Annotated in this window: 18 protein-coding genes; 6 read left to right on the forward strand and 12 right to left on the reverse strand. The window is 64.6% G+C overall.

The genetic code is table 11. The features are described from left to right. Positions 1-15: 15 nt before the first annotated feature. Genes C8N34_RS15935 through C8N34_RS15945 form a run of 3 tightly spaced genes read right to left on the reverse strand, consistent with a single transcriptional unit; the run spans position 16 to position 1,780 of the window. On the reverse strand, positions 16-1,095 hold the full coding sequence (locus C8N34_RS15935; RefSeq protein ID WP_242013830.1) for an ABC transporter substrate-binding protein: 1,080 nt from the start codon (positions 1,093-1,095) through the stop codon (positions 16-18). Continuing rightward, entirely contained in the window at positions 1,080-1,574 is a 495-nt protein-coding gene (locus tag C8N34_RS15940; protein WP_229825460.1) for an SAM-dependent methyltransferase, read from the reverse strand. The genes C8N34_RS15935 and C8N34_RS15940 overlap by 16 nt, the downstream gene beginning before the upstream one ends. Next, on the reverse strand, positions 1,571-1,780 hold the full coding sequence (locus C8N34_RS15945; RefSeq protein WP_108129610.1) for a TOBE domain-containing protein: 210 nt from the start codon (positions 1,778-1,780) through the stop codon (positions 1,571-1,573). The genes C8N34_RS15940 and C8N34_RS15945 overlap by 4 nt, the downstream gene beginning before the upstream one ends. A 197-nt stretch (positions 1,781-1,977) precedes the next feature. Between C8N34_RS15945 and C8N34_RS15950 the strand changes: the two genes are divergently transcribed. From C8N34_RS15950 to C8N34_RS15960, 3 genes are all read left to right on the forward strand, one after another. Further along, positions 1,978-3,729, forward strand: a complete 1,752-nt coding sequence (locus tag C8N34_RS15950; protein ID WP_108129611.1) for a sigma-54-dependent Fis family transcriptional regulator — start codon at positions 1,978-1,980, stop codon at positions 3,727-3,729. A 140-nt stretch (positions 3,730-3,869) separates the two neighbouring features. Next, positions 3,870-5,669, forward strand: a complete 1,800-nt coding sequence (locus C8N34_RS15955) for an NAD(P)/FAD-dependent oxidoreductase (protein ID WP_108129612.1) — start codon at positions 3,870-3,872, stop codon at positions 5,667-5,669. Positions 5,670-5,737: 68 nt separating this feature from the next. Then, on the forward strand, positions 5,738-6,790 hold the full coding sequence (locus C8N34_RS15960; protein ID WP_108129613.1) for a 2,3-butanediol dehydrogenase: 1,053 nt from the start codon (positions 5,738-5,740) through the stop codon (positions 6,788-6,790). Between the two features lie 75 nt (positions 6,791-6,865). Here C8N34_RS15960 and C8N34_RS15965 read toward each other — a convergent pair whose 3' ends face one another. The 9 genes from C8N34_RS15965 to C8N34_RS16005 form a co-directional block, all read right to left on the reverse strand. Then, positions 6,866-7,594 carry a sulfite exporter TauE/SafE family protein gene (locus C8N34_RS15965; protein WP_158640720.1) on the reverse strand — a complete coding sequence of 243 codons (729 nt, stop codon included), beginning with the start codon at positions 7,592-7,594 and terminating at the stop codon, positions 6,866-6,868. Next, positions 7,594-8,595 (reverse strand): phosphate acetyltransferase, encoded by a 1,002-nt coding sequence (gene pta, locus C8N34_RS15970; RefSeq protein WP_108129615.1) that lies wholly within the window; start codon positions 8,593-8,595, stop codon positions 7,594-7,596. Before pta ends, C8N34_RS15965 begins: the two co-directional genes overlap by 1 nt. 3 nt (positions 8,596-8,598) lie before the next feature. Continuing rightward, the gene (locus tag C8N34_RS15975; RefSeq protein ID WP_108129616.1) at positions 8,599-9,612 is read right to left on the reverse strand and encodes a YeiH family protein; all 1,014 of its coding nucleotides are present in this window, start codon (positions 9,610-9,612) and stop codon (positions 8,599-8,601) included. Positions 9,613-9,671: 59 nt separating this feature from the next. Continuing rightward, complete coding sequence (gene xsc / locus C8N34_RS15980; protein WP_108129617.1) at positions 9,672-11,453, reverse strand: sulfoacetaldehyde acetyltransferase; 1,782 nt, start codon at positions 11,451-11,453, stop codon at positions 9,672-9,674. Between the two features lie 24 nt (positions 11,454-11,477). After that, complete coding sequence (locus tag C8N34_RS15985) at positions 11,478-12,875, reverse strand: NAD(P)/FAD-dependent oxidoreductase (RefSeq protein WP_108129618.1); 1,398 nt, start codon at positions 12,873-12,875, stop codon at positions 11,478-11,480. A gap of 30 nt (positions 12,876-12,905) precedes the next feature. Then, positions 12,906-13,289, reverse strand: a complete 384-nt coding sequence (locus C8N34_RS15990; protein WP_054302168.1) for a nuclear transport factor 2 family protein — start codon at positions 13,287-13,289, stop codon at positions 12,906-12,908. Positions 13,290-13,343: 54 nt separating this feature from the next. Continuing rightward, positions 13,344-14,684, reverse strand: coding sequence for a TRAP transporter large permease (locus C8N34_RS15995; protein ID WP_108129619.1), 1,341 nt, complete (start codon positions 14,682-14,684; stop codon positions 13,344-13,346). After that, entirely contained in the window at positions 14,684-15,220 is a 537-nt protein-coding gene (locus C8N34_RS16000; RefSeq protein WP_054302170.1) for a TRAP transporter small permease, read from the reverse strand. The genes C8N34_RS15995 and C8N34_RS16000 overlap by 1 nt, the downstream gene beginning before the upstream one ends. Positions 15,221-15,286: 66 nt before the next feature. Next, complete coding sequence (locus C8N34_RS16005; protein WP_108129620.1) at positions 15,287-16,297, reverse strand: TRAP transporter substrate-binding protein; 1,011 nt, start codon at positions 16,295-16,297, stop codon at positions 15,287-15,289. 108 nt (positions 16,298-16,405) lie between these two features. Here C8N34_RS16005 and pdxR point away from each other — a divergent pair, with 108 nt between their 5' ends. From pdxR to repB, 3 genes are all read left to right on the forward strand, one after another. Next, positions 16,406-17,878, forward strand: coding sequence for a MocR-like pyridoxine biosynthesis transcription factor PdxR (pdxR, locus tag C8N34_RS16010; RefSeq protein WP_108129621.1), 1,473 nt, complete (start codon positions 16,406-16,408; stop codon positions 17,876-17,878). Positions 17,879-18,261: 383 nt separating this feature from the next. Continuing rightward, positions 18,262-19,437 carry a plasmid partitioning protein RepA gene (repA, locus tag C8N34_RS16020; RefSeq protein ID WP_108129623.1) on the forward strand — a complete coding sequence of 392 codons (1,176 nt, stop codon included), beginning with the start codon at positions 18,262-18,264 and terminating at the stop codon, positions 19,435-19,437. Between the two features lies 1 nt (position 19,438). Beyond that, the gene (repB, locus tag C8N34_RS16025) at positions 19,439-20,416 is read left to right on the forward strand and encodes a plasmid partitioning protein RepB (protein ID WP_158640719.1); all 978 of its coding nucleotides are present in this window, start codon (positions 19,439-19,441) and stop codon (positions 20,414-20,416) included. Positions 20,417-20,626: the final 210 nt, after the last annotated feature.

Consider the following 20,626-nt stretch of genomic DNA (forward strand, 5'->3'; position numbering starts at 1 on the left):
GCACCCCGTCGCGACCTAGTTTTCAAGAAGTCCGGCCACTGCCGCATCATCCAGAGTCACATGATAAAACAGCTTGTAGAAACGGGCGACCTCGGCCCCCAGATCACCTTCCGCGACCTCTGGGTAGAAGCTGTGCATCAACCAGTGCAGGCCGATCAGCCGGTTCACCGAGGGCGGACTGTCGATGAAGCCGAAGGGTTCGGCGGGGGCCAGCAGAACCCGCGCGTCCCGCACGGCCGGAACATCGCTCCAGCCCGGCAGGGTGGCCACATCCCTCGCAAAGTCGCGGTCAATGGTCACGACAGTGGCGGGCGCCCAGGCCAGAATCTGCTCGACCGAGGTTGTCACCAATCCGCGGTCGGGGCCGCCCACCACATTGAGCCCACCTGCCCAGTCGATGATTTCCGCGTTGATCGCGCCTCTGGCGGCGCTTTCAAGTCCCTCCGGCCCGCGCGCCAGATAGACAGTCGGCCGGTCCTCGGGCGGCACGGCCTCAAGCACCCGCGTCACCATGGCAAAGGTCGCCTCGGCATAGCTTGCCAGCGCCTCGCCCCGTTCGGGCACGCCAAGGATTTCGGCCATCTGGCGGATCGCCGCCGGCCTATTGGCAAATGACCCGTCAATCAGCACATAGGGCACACCCGTCTGTTCCTGCACCTTGGTGGCCAGCGTCAGATAGGTTTCGTTGACGGTTCCGAAATCGACGATAAGATCCGGTTTCGCCGCCAGCAGCACCTCAAGGTTCAGCGTTCCGCCCTTGCCGGATAACCGCCCGAGTTCGGGCAGCGCGTGGGTCGCGGTCTGAAGATAGGGCAGATCCCGGTCGCGCGGCGCGCGCACCCAGCCGATCATCGCCTCCGGCTTCAGGGCGTAAAGCAGCACCGACGCAGGGGGGCCTGCCGCGAAAACGCGCATCGGCTGATCCGGCACGGTGACCTTGCGACCCGTCGCGTCAAGGATTTCACGCGCCGAAGCCGTGAAAGCGCCGGCGAAGACCAGCAGGACCGCTGCAACCAGAACGGCCAGCATCCTGACCCGGACGGGGCGGCGGGTGTCCCCCGGCTCTGACAGGCTCTTGGCTATGCGCAGGGACATGACAGGTCTCCTTTCAGGGCAGCGCCTTCCGGCTTGATGTCGAGCAGGGGCGTGCCATTGACGCAATCAAGTCCCCGCACCGAAAGCAGAGGCCCTTCAATCGCAATGACCCGGACATGGCTCGAGGCGATCGGATTGGGGCGAAGCGGGGATCTTATGGCGAAGGTGCCAAGGGTTTCTCCATCCGACCTCGGGCTTTGCTGCAACAGGTCCCGCCGCGCCAGATGCAGCCAGTACAGCAACTGAAGCCGGTCTTTCGCGAGAATACCCTTCAGCGCGGGCTGCCAGCGGGGGTGCAGGTTGATCCAACAGACGGGGCCATCGACCTCGTCGCCCCATTTCGGGCAGGCATGCGGGTCGGCCCAGGGGGTGTGGATCGTGCCGATGAACTGAACTGTCGCGTCCTGAGCCATCTGCGATTCGGTCACAATCTCGCCGGGGCGCAGGCCGTTCCAGACAAGCGGAGCCTGCGGCATCATTCAACGGTTCCGACCATGACATCGCTGGCCTTGATGACGGCAATGGCCTGGCCGCCCACCATCAGACCCAGATCCTGCACCGCGCTGTTGGTGATCGAGGCGGTCAGCACGCTGCCGCCAATGTCGATCCTGACATGGCTGGTGACAGCGCCTGTGGTGATATCCACCACCGTCCCGGAAAGCATGTTCCTCGCGCTCAGCTTCATGTTGCCACCTGTGGATTCGATATGTTCATTGAAACATATCCCGCATCGATCAGCCTCGTCCAGAAGCAATGCGCGCGCACTCGCGCGATTGCCGGCAGGGTTGAGAGGGCCGCTGGCGGATGCCCGCTGTCTCCGACCAATGTTCCATCTCCGATGGCGGCGGTCTGTGCTACAGTCCCCACGGGAGGCGATGCGCCATGAAAGACCTGCGGCATGTCGAGGAGATCGGGCGGGTGCTGGACGGCAGCCAGACCGGGCGGGACAGCTTTGTCTCTGCCTCCTGGCGGCGCTGCGTCGAGCTTTACGGCATGGACCCGACCCGCTCTGACCCCGCCCATATCGTGACCGAGGCAGAACTGCGTGATCACCGCAAGCAGGCCGAATGGCTGATCGCCACGGCAAGATCAGGGTTGCAGTCGTTGTTCCGGCAGGTTGCGGGACAGAACTATGTGCTGCTGCTGACCGATGCCAAGGGCGTCTGCGTCGACTTTTTCGGCGACGATCTTTTCACCGAGGATCTGCGCCGCTCGGGCCTTTATCTCGGGTCGAACTGGTCGGAGAACCTGGCCGGAACCTGCGGGGTCGGTGCCTGCATCGTCCTGCAGGAGCCGGTGACGGTGCATCAGGATGACCATTTCGGCAATGCGCATACCGCCCTGTCCTGCACGGCGGCGCCGATCTTCGACAGCCTTGGTCAGCTTGCGGCGGTGCTGGATATCTCGCTGCTGCGATCTCCTGCGCCCAAGACCAGCCAGAACCTTGCGATGAGCCTTGTGACCACGGCGGCGCGGCGGGTCGAAATGGCGAACCTGATGGCCGAAAGCCCGCGCGACTGGGTGCTGCGGCTTTCGTCCAGCCCGGAATTTCTGGACGTCGATCCCGAGGCGGCGGTGCGGCTGGATGGCTCCGGGCGTGTACTGGGCTACACGCGCGCCGCGCGCCGGCTGTTTCCCGAGGGTGGAACGATCCTCGGGCACCGGATCGACGAAGTTCTGAACATGAGCGTCGACGACCTGCCCGATCTGATGCGCGACCGCCCGACCGAAGAGCGCGTGATCGAAACGCGCGACGGCGGAGCATTGTTCGGGCATGCCATCGCCCCCAAAGCGCCGCGCCAGCCGCATCAGCGGATGCGCACCGGCGGGGCGCTGGCCGGGCTGACCGGCGGGGACGCCGGTATGTCGCGTCTGCTGGATCAGGCCGAGCGGCTGGCCCCCGGCACCGTGCCGCTGCTGATCACGGGTGAAACCGGCACCGGCAAGACCAAGCTTGCACGGGCGATCCACATGACGGGCAAGGCGCAGGGGTTCATCAGCCTCGAATGCGCCGGGCTGACGCCGGAGGCTCTGGCCGATGCCTGTCTGGAAGCCGTTGGCCCCACCACGCTTCTCCTGCGCCGGATCGAGGATCTCGCCCCGGAAACCGCCGTCGCGCTGAGCGGGCTGCTGGATCGCAGGCCCAACCTGCGCCCGCTGTCCACGACCTGTCTTGATCCGGCCCGGATCGGCCTGCCGTGCCCGCTGTTTCACCGGCTGGCGGGCTTTGTGCTGGAAGTGCCGCCTTTGCGGATGCGGCGGGATATCGACTGGCTGATGTCGCGCCACCTGCGCCGCCACGCGGCCGACACGATCCGTCTGTCGCCTTCCGCCCGTGCCGATCTGATGGGACGGCGCTGGCCCGGCAATATCCGCGAACTCGAACAGGTGCTCGATGTCGCGGCGGCGCTTTGCATCGGGCCGGTCATCGACCTGCACGATCTGCCCGGCCCGGTCGAGGCTGCGCCTTCACCCGAACCGCCCGCCGCAGGCTCAGCCGATCCGTGGGCGGCGCTGGAGCAGGTTCTGGTCGCCTGCGACTGGAACATGGCGCGCGCCGCCCGACGGTTCGGGGTCAACCGTTCGACCATCCTGCGCCGGATACGCGCCGCCGGGTTGCAGCCGCCCGCGTGATCTGTTGCGTGGGCGTTGCACGCGCAACATGCCGCGCCGCAGCGACCACTTTTCCCCGGCATCAGCCCTCGCAAAAGTGGATCGCGCCCGATTCATCGCCCGATACTTCCTCGCGAGACACGCGCAGAGGAGGAGACGCGATGCTTGATATGACAGTGGTCAGCCAAACACAGGAGATGCTGGACAGCCTCAACGCCGCACTGGAGGGCGGCGATGCCGAGCGCGCGGCGGCGCTGTTTGCGACCGATAGCTACTGGCGCGACCTGGTTGCGGTAAGCTGGAACCTCAAGACGGTCGAGGGGCCTGCGGGGGTGGCGGACCTGCTGCACAGCCAGCTTGCCCGCACCCGGCCCGGCAACTTCCAGATCCAGACCGGAGAGACCCCCGCCGAGGAGGGCGGTGTGATCACGGCATGGATCACCTTCGAGACGAAGGCCGGGCGCGGCTGGGGCCTGATGCGGTTGCGCGATGGCCGGATCTGGACCCTGCTGACCGCACTTCAGGAGTTGAAGGGCTTCGAGGAACCCCGCGGCACCCGTCGTCCGATGGGGGCCGAACACGGCGCGCAGAAGAACCGCAGTTCCTGGAAGGAACGCCGCGAGGCGGAGGAGGCAAGCCTGGGCTACACCACCCAGCCCTATGTCGTGATCATCGGCGGCGGTCAGGGCGGCATCGCGCTTGGTGCGCGGCTGCGCCAGCTTGGCGTGCCCGCCATCGTGCTGGACAAGCATGACCGGCCCGGCGACCAGTGGCGCAGCCGCTACAAGTCGCTCTGCCTGCATGACCCGATCTGGTACGACCACCTGCCCTACATCAAGTTTCCCGACAACTGGCCGGTCTTCACCCCCAAGGACAAGGTCGGCGACTGGCTGGAGATGTATACCAAGGTCATGGAGATCAATTACTGGACGCGCTCTGAAGTGACGCGCGCCAGCCATGATCCGGCCACCGGAAAGTGGCGGGTCGAGGTCAACCGCGACGGCGAGGCGGTTACGCTGGAACCCACACATCTGGTGCTGGCGACCGGCATGTCTGGCAAACCGAACATGCCGCGTTTCCCCGGCATGGAGACGTTCAGGGGCACGATCCAGCATTCGTCCCAGCATGAGGGGCCGGATGCCTGGGCAGGCAGGAAGGCCGTGGTCATCGGCTCCAACAATTCGGCCCATGACATCTGCGCCGCGCTATGGGAGGGCGATGCCGATGTGACGATGGTGCAGCGTTCGTCCACGCATATCGTGCGCTCGGACAGCCTGATGGAGATCGGTCTTGGCGCGCTTTATTCCGAACAGGCGGTGGCCAATGGCATGACGACCGAAAAGGCGGACATGATCTTCGCCTCGCTGCCTTACAAAATCATGCACGAATTCCAGATCCCGCTTTACGACCAGATGCGTGAACGCGACGCGGCCTTCTACGCCGGGCTGGAAAAGGCGGGTTTCGATCTGGACTGGGGCGATGATGGTTCGGGCCTGTTCATGAAATACCTGCGCCGCGGCTCGGGCTATTACATCGACGTGGGCGCGAGCCAGCTGATCATCGACGGCGAGGTGAAGCTGGCGAAGGGCGGCATTGATCATTTCGAGGAAGACGCCGTTGTGCTGACCGATGGCACACGGCTGCCGGCCGATCTGGTGGTGCTGGCGACGGGCTATGGCTCGATGAACGGCTGGGCGGCCGATCTGATCAGCCAGCAGGTCGCCGACAAGGTCGGCAAGGTCTGGGGACTTGGCTCCGACACCACGAAAGACCCCGGCCCGTGGGAGGGCGAGCAGCGCAACATGTGGAAGCCGACGCAGCAGGAGCAGCTTTGGTTTCACGGCGGCAACCTGCACCAGTCGCGACACTATTCGCTGTATCTGGCGCTTCAGCTCAAGGCCCGGATGGAGGGGATCGAGACCCCGGTCTACGGGCTGCAAGAGGTGCATCACCTGTCCTGACGCGACTGCACCATCCTCCCCGGCCTCACGAGGGCCGGGAACCTTTCCCTGCACCGAAGGAGACTTCCATGAAAGCCGCACGTTGGCATGGCGTGAAGGACATTCGCGTCGAAGATATCGACATCCCTGCCCCCGGCCCCGGAGAGGTCGCGATCAAGGTTGCCTGGACCGGGATCTGCGGCAGCGACCTGCATGAATATCTGGCCGGGCCGATCTTCATTCCGGTAAGCGAGGCCCATCCGCTGAGCCGCGACAAGGCGCCGATCACCATGGGCCACGAATATTGCGGCACCGTCACCGAGCTGGGCGAGGGCGTGACGGGCCTGCGCCCCGGCGACCGGGTGGCCATCGAGCCGATCTTTGCCTGCGGAACCTGTCCGGGCTGCCGCGAGGGGAAATACAACCTCTGTGACAGCCTTGGTTTCGTCGGGCTTTCCGGCGGTCACGGCGGTTTTGCCGCAACCTCGGTTGTGCCTGCGCGCATGGTCCACAAGATGCCGGACGAGCTGTCGATGGAACAGGGCGCGCTGGTCGAACCCGCCGCCGTGGCGCTGCATGCGGTGCGGATGTCGGCGATCCGGGCCGGGGATACCGCTGCCGTCTTTGGCGCGGGCCCCATCGGGCTTCTGGTGGTCGAGGCGCTGCGCGTCGCGGGCGCGGCGCAAATCCACGTCGTCGAACCCTCGCCCGAGCGGCGGCGCAAGGCGCTGGAACTGGGTGCGACCACCGCGATTGACCCGATGACGGCCGATCCGGTCGAGATGATCCGCGCAGTGACCGGCGGTGTTCATGTGGCCTTCGAGGTGACCGGAGTTCCGCGCGTATTGCCGCAGTGCATCGACAGCACCCGGCATGAGGGCCAGACGCTGATCGTCTCGATCTGGGAGGGTGACGCGGCTTTCCACCCCAACACCGTCGTGCTGAAAGAGCGTCAGCTTCAGGGCACCATCGCCTATCGCCACATCTATCCGGCAGTGATGGAGCTTATGGTGCAGGGCTATTTCAGCGCCGAGAAGCTGGTCACCAAGCGCATCGCGCTGGACGATATTGTCACGCAGGGGTTCGAGGCGCTGGTGGCCGAAAAATCGCAGGTGAAGATTCTGGTAAAGGCACCCGAGTAATCGTGGCCTGAGGAAGGGCCCCCGGTTCGGCGGACCGGGGGCTTACCATCCCCCTGCCCCGCTGTCCGGCCTTTGTCAGCGCAGCACGGGGTAAACCGCCAGACAGGCCGACAGGCACAGCAGCCCGGCGGAAAGATTGTGATAGGCCGAGACGCTGATATATCCGGACAGGCGGCGCCCAAGACTGTCGGCCAGCAGCAGCACGGGCAGCGCAGACAGCGCCAACCAGCCAAGACCCGCATCCGCCGCACCGCTTTGCACCAGCACCGGCAGTGCGCAGATGGAAAGCGCCCCGAAGAACAGCAGCAGGGTGGCCCGCGTCCGATCAGGCGCATCGGGGCGCGACAGGGCATGCAGGACAACGGGCGGGCCGGGCATCGCGGCAAGCCCACCCATGAAACCCGCCAGAAACCCGGCCACGCCGACCGGCATCCGGCGTAGAAGTCCGGCGAGGGGCGGCGGGGCCACCCTCATCCCCACGCCCGTCAGCACCAGCCCCGCCAATGCCACGCGCGCGCCCTCGGCAGGCACCGACAGCAGCGCGAGCTGGCCGAGCGGTATGGCAGGCAGCGCCCAGACCAGCAGCCGCAGCAGATAGCCCCGGTCCAGCCGCCGCCATGAGACAAACACATCCCGTGGCACCATCGCCACCTGAAGAACGATGGTCAGCGCCACGGCCTTGGGCACTGCCATATGCAGGCTGAGCAGCGGCACCGCCAACAGCGCGAAACCAAAGCCGGTGACCGCCCGCGCCAGCCCGGCGACCAGAATGGCCGCGAGCACGGCGGGCAGCATTATGCTCATCAGGCGGCGTCCCTGCATTGGGCCGAAGTGACGGCGATCACCGCCAGCACATCTTCGGCGCTGCATCCGCGCGACAGGTCGTTTGCCGGACGGTTCAGCCCCTGCAGCACAGGCCCGATGGCGGTCAGCCCGCCCAGCCGCTGCGCGATCTTGTATCCGATATTCCCCGATGCCAGATCGGGAAAGACAAAGACATTGGGGCGCCCCGACAGACGGCTGCCCGGTGCCTTGCGGCTGCGGATCGCATCGTCGATGGCCGCATCGAACTGGATCTCGCCGTCGATTTCCAGATCCGGCTCGGCTGCCCGCACCCGCTCCAGCGCCTCGCGGATACGGGCGAGACTGTCATGTTCCGCCGATCCGGCGGTGGAAAAGGACAGCAGCGCCACGCGGGGCGTCTCGTTCAGCAGGGCGCGGGAAGAGGCGGCGGAGGCGCGGGCAATGTCGGCCAGCTCTGCCGCTGTCGGGGTGATGACCAGCCCGCAATCGGCAAAGACCATGCCGCCCTTGATCGGCGCGTCCTTGGCGCAGGACAGCATCAGGAAGAAGCTGGACACCGTATTGATGCCCGGCGCGCGCCCGATGAACTGCAAGGCAGCCCGCACGGTATCGGCAGTGGTGGCGACCGCCCCGCCCACGGTGCCATCGGCCTGACCAAGCCGCACCCGCAGTGCGGCCTGCACCAGCGGATCGCGCACCAGATCACGGGCCTGATCCGGCGTCACCCCCCGCGCCGCGCGCAGGCGGTGGCATTCGGCCGCCAGCGCCTCCAGATCCGGCGCGCGGGCCGGGTCGATCACCGCCACCGCGCCGGGCGCTGCCCCCAGCGCATCCAGCGCCAGACCCACACGCGCCGGATCGCCCAGCAGGGTGATGCGGGCCAGCCCTCGTGCCACGGCCTGAACGGCAGCGGCCTGGATGCGGGGGTCTTCACCCTCTGGCAACAGGATGTGGCGCGGCGTGGCGTGGCAGGCTTCAAGAATGCGGTCCAGCGGTTTCATGGCTCAATCCAGCAGATGCAGGCCGGTCAGCACGAAGCTGCCGATAAACAGGGTTTCGACGACCAGCAGGCCGATGGCGACAGGACCGACCTCCAGCATTTTTGCCAGCGAGGTCTTGATGCCGACCGCCGCAATCGAGATCAGCAGCGCCCAGCGGGACAGGAGTGCCGCGGCCTCGGCCAACTCTGCCGGGATCAGACCCATAGAATTGAGGGCGGCCAGGGCCACGAAGCCCAGAACGAAGCCCGGCAGCAACGGCGGACGCGCGCCTTCGGTCGCCGCCAGCCCCTTCGCCCGGATCGCGAGCGAGGCGATCAGCACAACCGGCGCCAGCATCGACACCCGGATCAGTTTGACCAGCGTCGCGGTTTCACCCGCTTCCTGCCCGACCGAGAAGCCCGCGCCCACGACCTGCGCGACGTCATGGATGGTGCCGCCCAGAAACACCCCGCTTTCAATCGCAGTGAAGCCGAGCGCGTTGGAAATCATGGGGTAAACCACCATGGCCACGGTTGACAGCACGGTCACCGCCAGCACGGTGAACACAAGATCGCGTTCCGATTTCTCGTGCCGGGGCAGGATCGCCGAAATCGCCATGGCGGCCGAGGCGCCGCAGATCGCCACCGACCCGCCGGTGAGCAGCCCAAAGCGCCAGTCGCGTCCGGTCAGCCGGGCCAAGGCCAGCCCGCACAGGATGGTTGCCCCCACCCCCGCCACGGTCAGCGCGATCAGGCCGGGGCCAAGGGCGCCCAACATCTCGACCGAGATCCGCACCCCCAGCAGCGCAACCCCCAGACGCAGGACGGTGCGCGCGGTGAAGGCGATGCCCGGAGCGGTACGGCTGCCATCTTCGGACAGGAAATTGAGCGCGAGGCCCAGCAGCAACGCCATCAGCATGGCGGGCGCGCCGTAATGTTCCGACAGGAATTGTGCCGTCACGCCCACCAGCGTGGCGGTGATGAGGCCGGGAAACAGCAGCCGGATCTGCGACGGCGCGCGGGTAACGGTGTCAAGCATGACGAACCTCAAGAGAAAGGGTCGGCGCGGCCCGCATTATCGGGGCCGCGCCGGATGTCTCAGACCGCGCCGCGTTGCGGGCGCATGTCCTCACGGCTGATCCCCGCCACCGGCACGGGCTTTTTCATCGCATCCCGGCGGAAGGGCTCGCCCAGTTCCTGATTGAGCAGAACCTCGATGAAGGTAGTCTTGCGGTCCTTCATCTGACGCTCCACCGCGCGGCGCAGTTCTTCGGTCAGATCGGCGGTGGAGCGGACCTGCACGCCATGCGCCCCGCAAGCCCTCGCAATCGCGGCATAGCTTGTGTCGCGGTCCAGTTCGGTGCCGACGAAGTTGTTGTCATACCACAGCGTCGTGTTGCGCTTTTCGGCGCCCCACTGATAGTTGCGGAAGATCACCATGGTGATGGCGGGCCAGTCGTCGCGGCCACAGGCCGTCATCTCGTTCATCGAGATACCGAAGGCACCGTCACCGGCAAAACCGATCACCGGGGTATCGGGGCAGCCGATCTTGGCGCCGAGGATCGCGGGGAAGCCATAGCCGCAGGGGCCGAACAGGCCGGGTGCCAGATATTTGCGGCCCTTTTCAAAAGCGGGATAGGCGTTGCCGATGGCGCAGTTGTTGCCGATGTCGGACGAAATGATGGCCTCGTCCGGCATCGCGGCCTGAATGGCGCGCCAGGCCTGACGCGGCGACATCAGATCGGCGTCGCGGCTGCGGGCCTCCTCGTTCCAGACGGTGCCCGGATCATCCTGTTCGTGATCGAGGCTGGAAAGCTCCTGCGCCCAGCGGGATTTGGTCTGCGAAACCAGCGCGCGGCGATCGGCCCGGCCTTCGTCGCCCGCGGTGCCCGAAAGCTGTGCGAGGATGCCGCGCGCCACCTTGCCGGCATCGCCCTGAATGCCGACCGTCACCTTCTTGGTCAGCCCGATCCGGTCGGCGTTGATATCGACCTGAATGATCTTGGCCTCCTTCGGCCAGTAGTCGATGCCATAGCCCGGCAGGGTCGAGAACGGGTTGAGCCGCGTGCCCAGTGCCAGCACCACATCGGCCTTGGCGATGACCTCCATCGCGGCTTTCGAGCCGTTGTAGCCCAAGGGACCCATGGCCAGCGGATGCGTGCCGGGGAAGCTGTCATTGTGCTGGTAGTTGGAGCAGACCGGCGCATCCAGCCGTTCGGCCAGCGCCACCACATCGGGGATCGCCCCGCCCAGCACCACACCCGCGCCCGACAGGATCACCGGGAACCGGGCCTCGGACACCAGGCGCGCGGCCTCGGCCACCGCTTCTTCGCCGCCCGCAGGGCGTTCGAAATGCACCATCTGCGGCAGATCGACGTCAATCACCTGCGTCCACATGTCCCGCGGGATGTTGATCTGCGCCGGGGCCGAATTGCGCCATGCCCGCAGGATCACGCGGTTCAGCACCTCAGGGATGCGCGAGGCGTCGCGCACTTCTTCCTGATAGCAGACGCTGTCGGCGAACAGGCGCATCTGCTCCATCTCCTGAAAACCGCCCTGACCGATGGTCTTGTTGGCGGCCTGCGGCGTCACCAGCAGCATGGGGGTATGGTTCCAGTAGGCGGTTTTCACTGCCGTCACGAAGCCGGTGACGCCCGGCCCGTTCTGGGCAATCGCCATGGCCATCTTGCCGGTGGCGCGGATGAAGCCGTCGCACATCAGGCCGCCATTGGTTTCATGCGCCACATCCCAGAAGGTGATGCCCGCCTTGGGGAACAGATCAGAAACCGGCATCATGGCGGAACCGATGATGCCGAAGGCATGTTCGATCCCGTGCATCTGAAGCACTTTCACGAAGGCTTCTTCGGTGGTCATTTTCATTGCGTCTCTCCTTCTGCGCAGCCGTCAGCCGCGTTCGTCCTGAAAGTGGTAAAGCTTGTAGAGTCCCCACTGGCCGAGCCGCCGGAACGGCGTCTTCCAGCCCTCGTGAGGCAGTTCCTGATGGAAGATCGGCAGACGCGGCACATCCGAGGCGCGCCCGGCGACCATCTGGGCCATGCGCCGCCCGGCCTGGGCGGAATACATGACGCCATTGCCGCCATAACCCATGGCGTAAAAGGCATTGGGCAGGCCGGGCATGGCGGTGATGCGGGGCATCATATCATGGCTGACATCGACCCAGCCCCACCAGCTGTAATCCAGATCAATGCCGCGCAACGCCGGGAACTTGCGGGCCAGCGCTGCGCGCAGGCCTGCCAGGTGCGCCGGATTGTCCGCATCCTGCCCGGTGATCGCCGCGCGGGACCCGATCTGCACCCGCCCGTCGGGCAACAGGCGATAGTAATGGCGCAGGGTGCGCGTGTCAGTCAGCGGCGACCCGACCCTGATGCCACAGGCCTCACGCTCGGCCGCCGTCAGCTTGCGGGTGACGATGGAGTTCGACATGATCGGCATGATCCGGTCACGCAGGCGCGGATGCAGGCCGCGCGGCGCATAGCCTGCCGTTGCCACCGCCACCGCCCGCGCCCGCACCGTGCCGCCGGGGGTATGCAGATGGTGAACACCATTGATCGTCTGCCAGCTTTCCACCGGGCTGTCGGTATGGACCTTCGCCCCCAGCTCGCGCGCCACGCGCAGATAGCCGAAGGCCAGTTTCGCGGCATGGATCGCGGTGCCGTCCGGCTCCCACATGGCGCCATGGGCTTCCTGATCGCGCACCGCCGTTTCGTGCAGTTCCTCACGGTTAAGTATCCGGGCACCGTAACCGAAGGTTTCGCGCAGAAGGGCCGCTTCCTTCGCCAGCTTCGGCATCATCCAGCCCTTGTGAGCGATATAGTAATGCCCGCCGTCCTGCGGTTCGCAGTCGATGGCATGATCGCGGATCAGGCCACGGAACAGATCGAAGGCTTCAGTGACCTCGGCGTGCAGGCCCTTCGCGGTTTCCACGCCCCAGCGCTCGATCCACTGCGAACGTTTGAGCCGCCCGGACGAGATCTGTGCCTGTCCGCCGTTGCGGGTGGAGCAGCCATAAGCCACCCCGTTGGCCTCCAGCACATGCGCCTTGATGCCAAACTCTTTGGCCAGATGCAGCGCGCAGGACAGCCCGGTATAGCCAGAGCCAATCACAACGACATCGACATCCATGTCGCCTGTCACCGGGCCGTCATCCTGCGGAGCAGGCCCGGCGGTGCCGATCCAGTAGGTCGGGGCATAGTCGCAGCCACTTCCGATGGATTTATCCGTCACCGGATCATACTTCTGGTTGTATGGTGCGCGTGCGCGTCTTGGTGTCGTGCCTTGCATCGACGCATTCCTGCTATGGTGGGGATGGGATCAGCGCGTCTGGATGACGGGGCGCTGTTTGCGGAAAGCCTGCTTCATCACCAGCTTGCCGTCGCGCAGGGTGAACAGGTCCACCCCCTGCGCCTCGGTCCGGCGGCCTTCGGCATCGGTGCCGCGAAACGTCCATTCCGACACGGCGCGGTCGCCGCAGACGAAATGCCGGTGATCAGCCCATTCTGCATCGGGCATCGCCGTCCAGACCGCGACAAACGCCTGGGCAATAGCGTCGCGGCCTTCGATCCGCGTGCCGAACACTTCGGACCCGCCGACGGTGGTGAACACGCAATCTTCGGCGAAATGGGTCATCACGGCATCGATGTCATGGCGGTTGAAGGCATCGAACGTAGCCTTCAGGTCATCGGCGGTCAGGGTCATGGTTGGTCCTTTCAAGAGTGGCCGGGCCAGAACGGGCAGGCCGGAAAACGGAGGTCAGTAGCCCATCACCCTGGGCAGCCAGAGCGCGATTTCAGGGAAGGCCGCGATCACGGCGATCATCGCGGTGCTGGCGGCGGCGAATGGCAGGGCGCGCACCGAGATTTCCTCGATGGAAACCTTGGAAATCCCGGCGGCGATAAAGAGGTTCTCGCCCAGCGGCGGGGTCTGGAACCCGACCGAAAGAGTGCAGATCATCACGATACCGAAGTGGACCGGGTCGATCCCCACCGAATAGGCCACCGGCAGCATCACCGGCACGAGGATCATGATGGCGGCCAGCGTTTCCATGAACATGCCGACGAACAGCAGGAAGACGATGATCAGCGCCCAGATCACGGCGATATTCTGCGTGAGGCCCAGCATCGCATCGGCGATATGCGCGGGGATCTGGTTTTCCACCAGAATGCGGCCGAAGATCGTGGCGGTGAACAGCACCAGCAGCACACGCCCCGTCAGCCAGGTCGTCGCCTCAAGCGATTTCATCACCTCGGTCAGGCGGATCTCCCGATAAATGAAGATGCCGACGAACAGCGTATAGGCAATGGCGACGATGGCAGCCTCGGTCGGGGTGAAGAGCCCGGCATAGATGCCGCCGAGGATCACGAAGGGGGCCATCAGCGCCCAGAATCCCTTGCGGCAGGCGTCAAAGATATGGGCGGGCGACAGCGGGTCGGCCCCGCCACAATAGCCTGCCGCGCGGCAGCGCAGCCAGTTCATCACCAGAAGGCCCGCCGCCATCAGGAAGCCCGGCAGGAACCCCGCGATGAACAGCTTGGAAATCGACACGGTCTGGAAGGCGCCGAATTTCTCCACCGCCTCGGCGGGGGGCTGCATGCCCATGGCCGAGATCCCGAAAATCACCATCGGAATGGACGGCGGGATGACGATGCCCAGCCCGCCCGAGGCGGCGGTGACGGCGGCGCCATAGCCCTTGGCATAGACCGCCCGCACCATGGCAGGGATCATCAGCATCCCCACCGCCGCTGTCGTGGCGGGGCCGGAGCCGGAAATCGCGCCGAAGAACAGGCAGGCCACCACCGTGGCGGCCGAGATGCCGCCGGTGAACGGGCCGGCCAGGCTTTCCGCGACAGTGATCAGACGGCGCGAGATGCCTGCCGCCTCCATCAGTGCCCCGGCAAGAATGAAGGCCGGCAGCGCCATCAGCGGGAAGGCCCCGACCGAGGAAAAGGCGATCTGTACCATCTTGATCGGGTTGTCGCCGAGGAACCACATCGTCGTCAGCGCCGAGACACCCAGCCCGACCGAAATCGGTGCCCCGAGGATCATCAGGAAGAAGAAGGTGCCAAAAAGGACCAGCGTGATCTGACCGTCCATCACACCGCCTCCGCCCTGGTTGCGGCGGCAAGAGCGGCCATATCCACTTCGTCGGGGTCGCGCGGGTCCTGGCCCCGCACAAGCTTCAGATAGTTGACCTGAAGAATGCGCAGCGTCATCAGCGTGAAGGCAACGGGCAGCACCAGCATGACCCATTTCATCGGCCAGCCCAGCGTTTGCGCCTTCACGAAAGGCTTCATCAGGCTCAGATATTCGATGGCGTAGCGGATGAAGACCAGATTGAAACCGATCCAGGCCAGATCCCCCACCGCCTCGACCCAGCGCGCCACGGACCGCGGCAGCCGGTTGATGTGGAAGGACACGCGGTTGTGCGCATACATGCGCGCCGCATAGCTGGCCCCGAAATAGGCGAACCAGACGAACAGGATGACGGAAAGCTCTTCGATCCAGGTGATCGAATTGCCGAAAACCGACCGCGCGACGATCTGCACGAAAAGCAGGCAGACGAAGCAGGCGAGCAGAAGCTGGCAAAGATAACTTTCCAGCTTGTCGAGATGGCGCCAGAAGGAAGACATGGCTGACCCTTGTTGCAAGACGACAGGGGGTGGGACCGCGCTACAGGAGGCGGCCCCCGGTGGCGATCACTCGACGGTCGGGCGACCGAGCGAGGCGAGGACGCCGTTCAGCACCTCCTTGCCGCCGATGCTGTCATAGAATTTTGGCCAGACGGTCGTGGTGGCACGTTCGATGAACTCTGCCTCGCCATCCGCCGGGTCGCTGATCTCCATGCCCTTGGCCACCAGGTCCGTCTTGATCTGCGCCTCCTGATCACGCAGGAACTGCCCCGAGGCCAGCGTTGCCTCCTGCCCCGCCGCCAGCACATTGGCCTGCTCTTCGGGGCTGAGCGACTGAAACAGCTGTTCCGAGACGATCAGCGGCTCGATCGAAAAGATGTAGCGGATGTTGGTGACATATTTCTGCACCTCGTCGAACTTCATCGCGTGCACGGTCATGTAGGGGTTGTCCTGCCCGTCCACGACCTTCTGTTGCAGCGCGGCAAAGGTTTCCGACCAGGCCATCGGCGTCGGATTGATGCCCCAGGACTTGTAGGTCTCGATCATGATCTCGTTCTTAGGCACCCGCACGACGAGACCCTGAAGATCGGCCACCGTGGTCACAGGCTTCCTGGAATTGGTGAGGACACGGAACCCCGAATAGGCCCAGCCGATGATGCGCACGCCCGCTTCCTCGACCGTGCGGTCAACCATCTGCTGACCGATTTCGCCTTGGGTAATCTTCTCGGCATCCTCCAGCGACAGGATGACATAGGGCAGGGTCAGCGTGCCGACCGAGGGCGAGAAGGGCGTGATATTGTTGATGGCGAGGATCGAGAAATCCAGCGTGCCAGTCGCGGCCGCCGTCACCGTATCCTGTTCATCGCCAAGCTGGCCGTTCAGGAACAGCCTGGCGCTGTCCGCGCCGCCGGATTTTTCTTCCAGCGCCTTGATGAAGGCAAGGCCAAGGGCCTCTTGCGTGCCGCCTGCCCCGTCACCGACCGCAATACGGAAATCGCGTGCGGCAGCCGGGACGGCGCTGGCCAGAAGCATGGCAAGGACAGTCGCACGGCGCAGCGTGCGGGACGAAAAGGTCATGGTGGAACTCCCTGTTCAGCCGACTCTCCCGGTCGTGCTGCGTCAGGTTGTCACGCGACGTCAGGCATGTTTATATCCAGATGCGCACAAACTTAGGTCCAGTTTCGCATGCCGCTGACCGGCCAGATCTCACCCGACATGTTCTTCGTGGATCGCAACCGGCGCGAGCCGTTGCAGATGCAGCTTACGGCCTCGATCACCTCGGCCCTGCTGGATACGCGGGCACAACCGGGAAGCCGGATGCCTTCGACGCGCGCACTGGCGACGCATCTTGGCCTGTCTCGCCTGACCGTCACGCTGGTTTATCAGGAGCTTGTGGCGCAGGGCTATCTTGAAAGCCTGCCGCGGTCCGGTTTCACGGTTTCGCAGAAAGTGCCGCACCGGCGTCTGGAAGCGATTGACCAGACAGCGGTCAGCCGCGTGAACTGGGCCGCGCGCCTGCCTGATCTGACACGGCGGCGACGCATCGTGAAGCCGCTGGACTGGCGCAGCTATCCCTATCCGTTCATCTACGGGCAGGCGGACCCGAAGCTGTTCAACCACACCGCCTGGCGCGATTGTGCCCGCCGCGCACTGGGCGCGCGCGACTTCGCCGAACTGGCGGATGACAGCCTGACGCAGGATGACCCGGTGCTGGTGGATTACATCTGCCGCAACACCCTGCCCCGCCGCGGCATCCGCGCCCGGCCGGAAGAGGTGCTGATCACGCTGGGCGCGCAGAACGCCCTTTGGATCGCGGTCGGGCTGCTGGCCTTGCCGGACCGGCTGGCGGTGGTCGAAGACCCTGGTTTCCCCGACTTCGCAGAAAGCCTCCGGCTGCACGGCATGCCCACGCTGTTCGTTCCCACCGATGCGGAGGGGCTGAACCCCGATGACCTTCCGCCCCAGACCGGGCTGGTTCTGGTTGCGCCCAGCCACTCCATCCCCGTCGGCATCACCATGACGCTGGAACGCCGCCGTGCGCTGCTGGCCGCCGCCGACCGGCATGACTTTCTGGTGGTCGAGGATGATTACGAAACCGAAATGAGCTTTCTCGAACCCCCCTCCCCTTCGCTCAAGTCGCTGGATGCCTCGGGGCGGGTGATCTATCTGGGCAGTTTTTCCAAATCCTTGTTTCCGGGCCTGCGTATCGGCTATCTGGTCGGGCCCGAGCCGTTCATCCGGCAGGCGCGGGCGCTGCGCGCGATGATGCTGCGCCATGCGCCCGGACATATGCAGCGCGTGACCGGATATTTTCTGGCGCTCGGCCATTACGACGCCCATCTGGTGCGCCTGCGCGAGGTGTTCCGCCGCCGCCGCGAAACGCTTGTCAGCGCCCTGTCACAGACCCCGCTGGAAGTGGTGGGCGCCGCCCGTCACGGAGGGTCGAGCCTCTGGGTTGCCGCCCCCGAAACCATCGACAGCGCCAGTTTCGCCGAAGCGCTGCGGCCAAAAGGCGTGCTGATCGAGCCGGGCCATCCGTTCTTTGCTGCCCCTGACGGCATCTGCCGTCACTTCCGTCTGGGCTATTCCTCGATCAGCGAAGACAGGATCAGGGCTGGTGTGGCGCATCTGGCTGAAACCGTGGCACGACTGGGCTGAGCCTGCCCCAATATCGGATTTGGACAGGCTTTAGCACCACGACCGCCCTGCCCCGCGATTCGAATGAGTCCCGTTTTTGACGCCGACCCGGATGATGGCGACAGCGGCGCCAACAAGATCTGGATTGGCCGCCCCTCGCAAGGGTCCGGCTTTGTGTTTATTTATCAATAAATTAGTTGATACCCATGCCCTGCGGGGCGCCGTCCGCGACGGTGTCCCTACACAAGTTGTAGAATTTCCTTGCGTGACGGACCGACTTGGCGCATTTCTGTTCGTAGCGGAAAACTGCGAGAATTTCGGATTTCTGCGCTACAAAGAACCAAAGGCTCGGAAGAGTATGCTGAGTGCGGGCCAACCGCGCCAGCCTGATATGAGAGGGCAGCATGACAGCAGAGCAGGTATTTGCCGAGCTTCAAGGCGATGCATCCACATTGCATGAATCGATCCGGATGCATCTGGAGCGCAATTTTGCGCCGGATGCCCGCAAGCACCTCAGAAGCTTTTCCTCGACCGAAGCGGCAGAATTTCTCGGGTTGGCGCCGGGCCACCTGCGCAAACTGCATGCCGAAGACAAGATCCCCGACGTTCCCCTGGATGAACGCGGGCGCAAGCTCTATTCCGCCGAAGATCTGGCGCAGATCCGGCTGGCGCTGGCGCGCACCACGCGCGACCCGTCACTGTATCTGCGGGGGCGGGTCGGCACCGAGCCTTTGCAGATCATCTCTTGCGTATCTTTCAAGGGTGGGAGCGCAAAGACCACCACCGCAGCCTATCTGAGCCAGTGGTATGCCCTGCACGGCTATCGCGTGCTGGTCATCGACATGGACCCGCAGGCCTCGCTGTCCTCCATGACCGGGCTTCGCCCCGAGATCGACTTTACCCAGAAGGGCACGATTTACGACGCGATCCGCTACGAAAACCCGCTGCCGATGAGCGAGGTCGTGCGAAAGACCTATTTCCACGGGCTTGATATTGCGGCGGGCGGTCTGATCCTTTCGGAATATGAAACCGAGACGCCCTACGCCCTGCGGCATGGCTCCGAACCGCCGTTCTATCTGCGTTTGCGCGAAGCGATCCAGTCCGTAGAATCAAGCTATGATCTTGTTTTCATTGACTGCCCGCCGCAGCTAGGGTTCCTGACGCTTTCGGCGCTGGTGGCCTCTTCCTCGATCATCATTCCGGTCGTGCCGAACTTTATCGACGTGGCATCGCTGGCCCAGTTCCTGACCATGACCTCGTCACTGCTGGACACGATCCGCGACGCAGGCATGACGCTGGAATACGATTTCCTGCGCTATCTGGTATCGCGTTTCGAGCCATCAGACGGGCCGCAGGCACAGGTTGCCGGGCTTTTGCGAGCGAATTTCGGGAAGCGGGTAATGACCGAAACCTTCCTGAAATCAACCGCCATTTCCGACGCCGGGCTGACACACCAGACGCTTTTCGAGGTTGGCCGGGGCAGCATGAACCGCAACACCTACGACCGTGCGATGGAAGCGATCAATGCGGTCGCGCGCGAGCTGGAGCAAGACGTCCATCACGCATGGGGGAGGATCTGACATGGCACGCAAGAACATGTTCGAGGGCATCGCCCCCGCCGCCCGGTCCGAAGAAGGCGGGAAAGACCCCCTGCCCCGCCCCGCGCCAAAGATGCCCGAGGTGTTTCAAAGCGCCGGGCCGATTGCCGCCATCCGCAACGATCTGCGCAGCGTCGGCAGCCGGTCCATTCAGGATATCGACCCCAATCTGATCGAGGATACGGGCCTGAAAGACCGCATTGGCGCGCTGGACGAAGATATCGCCGACCTGCGCGACAGCATTGCCAGGCATGGCCAGCAGGTTCCCATCCTGCTGCGCCCGCATCCCAAGCTCAGCGGGCGTTATCAGGTGGTCTACGGTCGCCGCAGGCTCGCGGCGATCCGGGGGCTTGGGACGCCGGTCAAGGCGCTGATCCGCACGCTGTCTGATGAAGAGGCAGTGCTGGCGCAGGGGCAGGAAAACAACCTGCGCAAAGACCCGTCCTTCATCGAAAAGGCGCTGTTCGCCGGTGATCTGGAGGAGGCGGGCTATGATGCGCGGGTTGTTCAGGATGCGCTGAACGTGAACCGCAGCCATACGTCGCATATGCGCAAGGTGCGCGAAGCCTTTCCGCGTGATGTGCTGGAGCGTATCGGGGCCGCGCCCTCAATCGGCTGGAAACGCTGGTATGAGCTGGCGGTGAAAGTGCTGGAACAGGGGATCGACGCCTCAACGATCCACCCTGCCCCATTTGCTGAAGGCTCCAACTCGGACCAGCGGTTTGCCGCCTGGGTGAAGGCTCTGCCTGAGCCACCAAAGGCGCCAGCAGCGCCGCGCACGCCGGTCAGCATCATAGCGAAGGATGGCTCAGACCTGGGCGAAGTCGAACTGAACCGGGGGAAGCTCGGCTTTCGTCCTTCCGCGGGTCAGACTGCCTTCGCTGCCTGGCTGCACGAGAATGCGGAAATGGTGTTCTCGCAACTTCACCAGGAGTTCATCACCCGTTCAAGACACGGGTGATCAGACCTTGAAGCAGAGAAAACAACAAAGGAGCAGGATCGGAAAAGGATAGGCCTCCCGAATGGAACCCACCCGGAAGGCCCGCGCAAACCACAGGGCGCCAACCCTGAGAATGCTCATCTTCTAGCAAGAGCAAACTAGCGCAGGCCCGAATCACACGCAACATCGCATCGCGGTGATCCGATATCTTTTGTCCTTTTTTCTGGGGAA

The organism is Gemmobacter caeni, assembly GCF_003054195.1.
Lineage (GTDB): Bacteria > Pseudomonadota > Alphaproteobacteria > Rhodobacterales > Rhodobacteraceae > Gemmobacter > Gemmobacter caeni.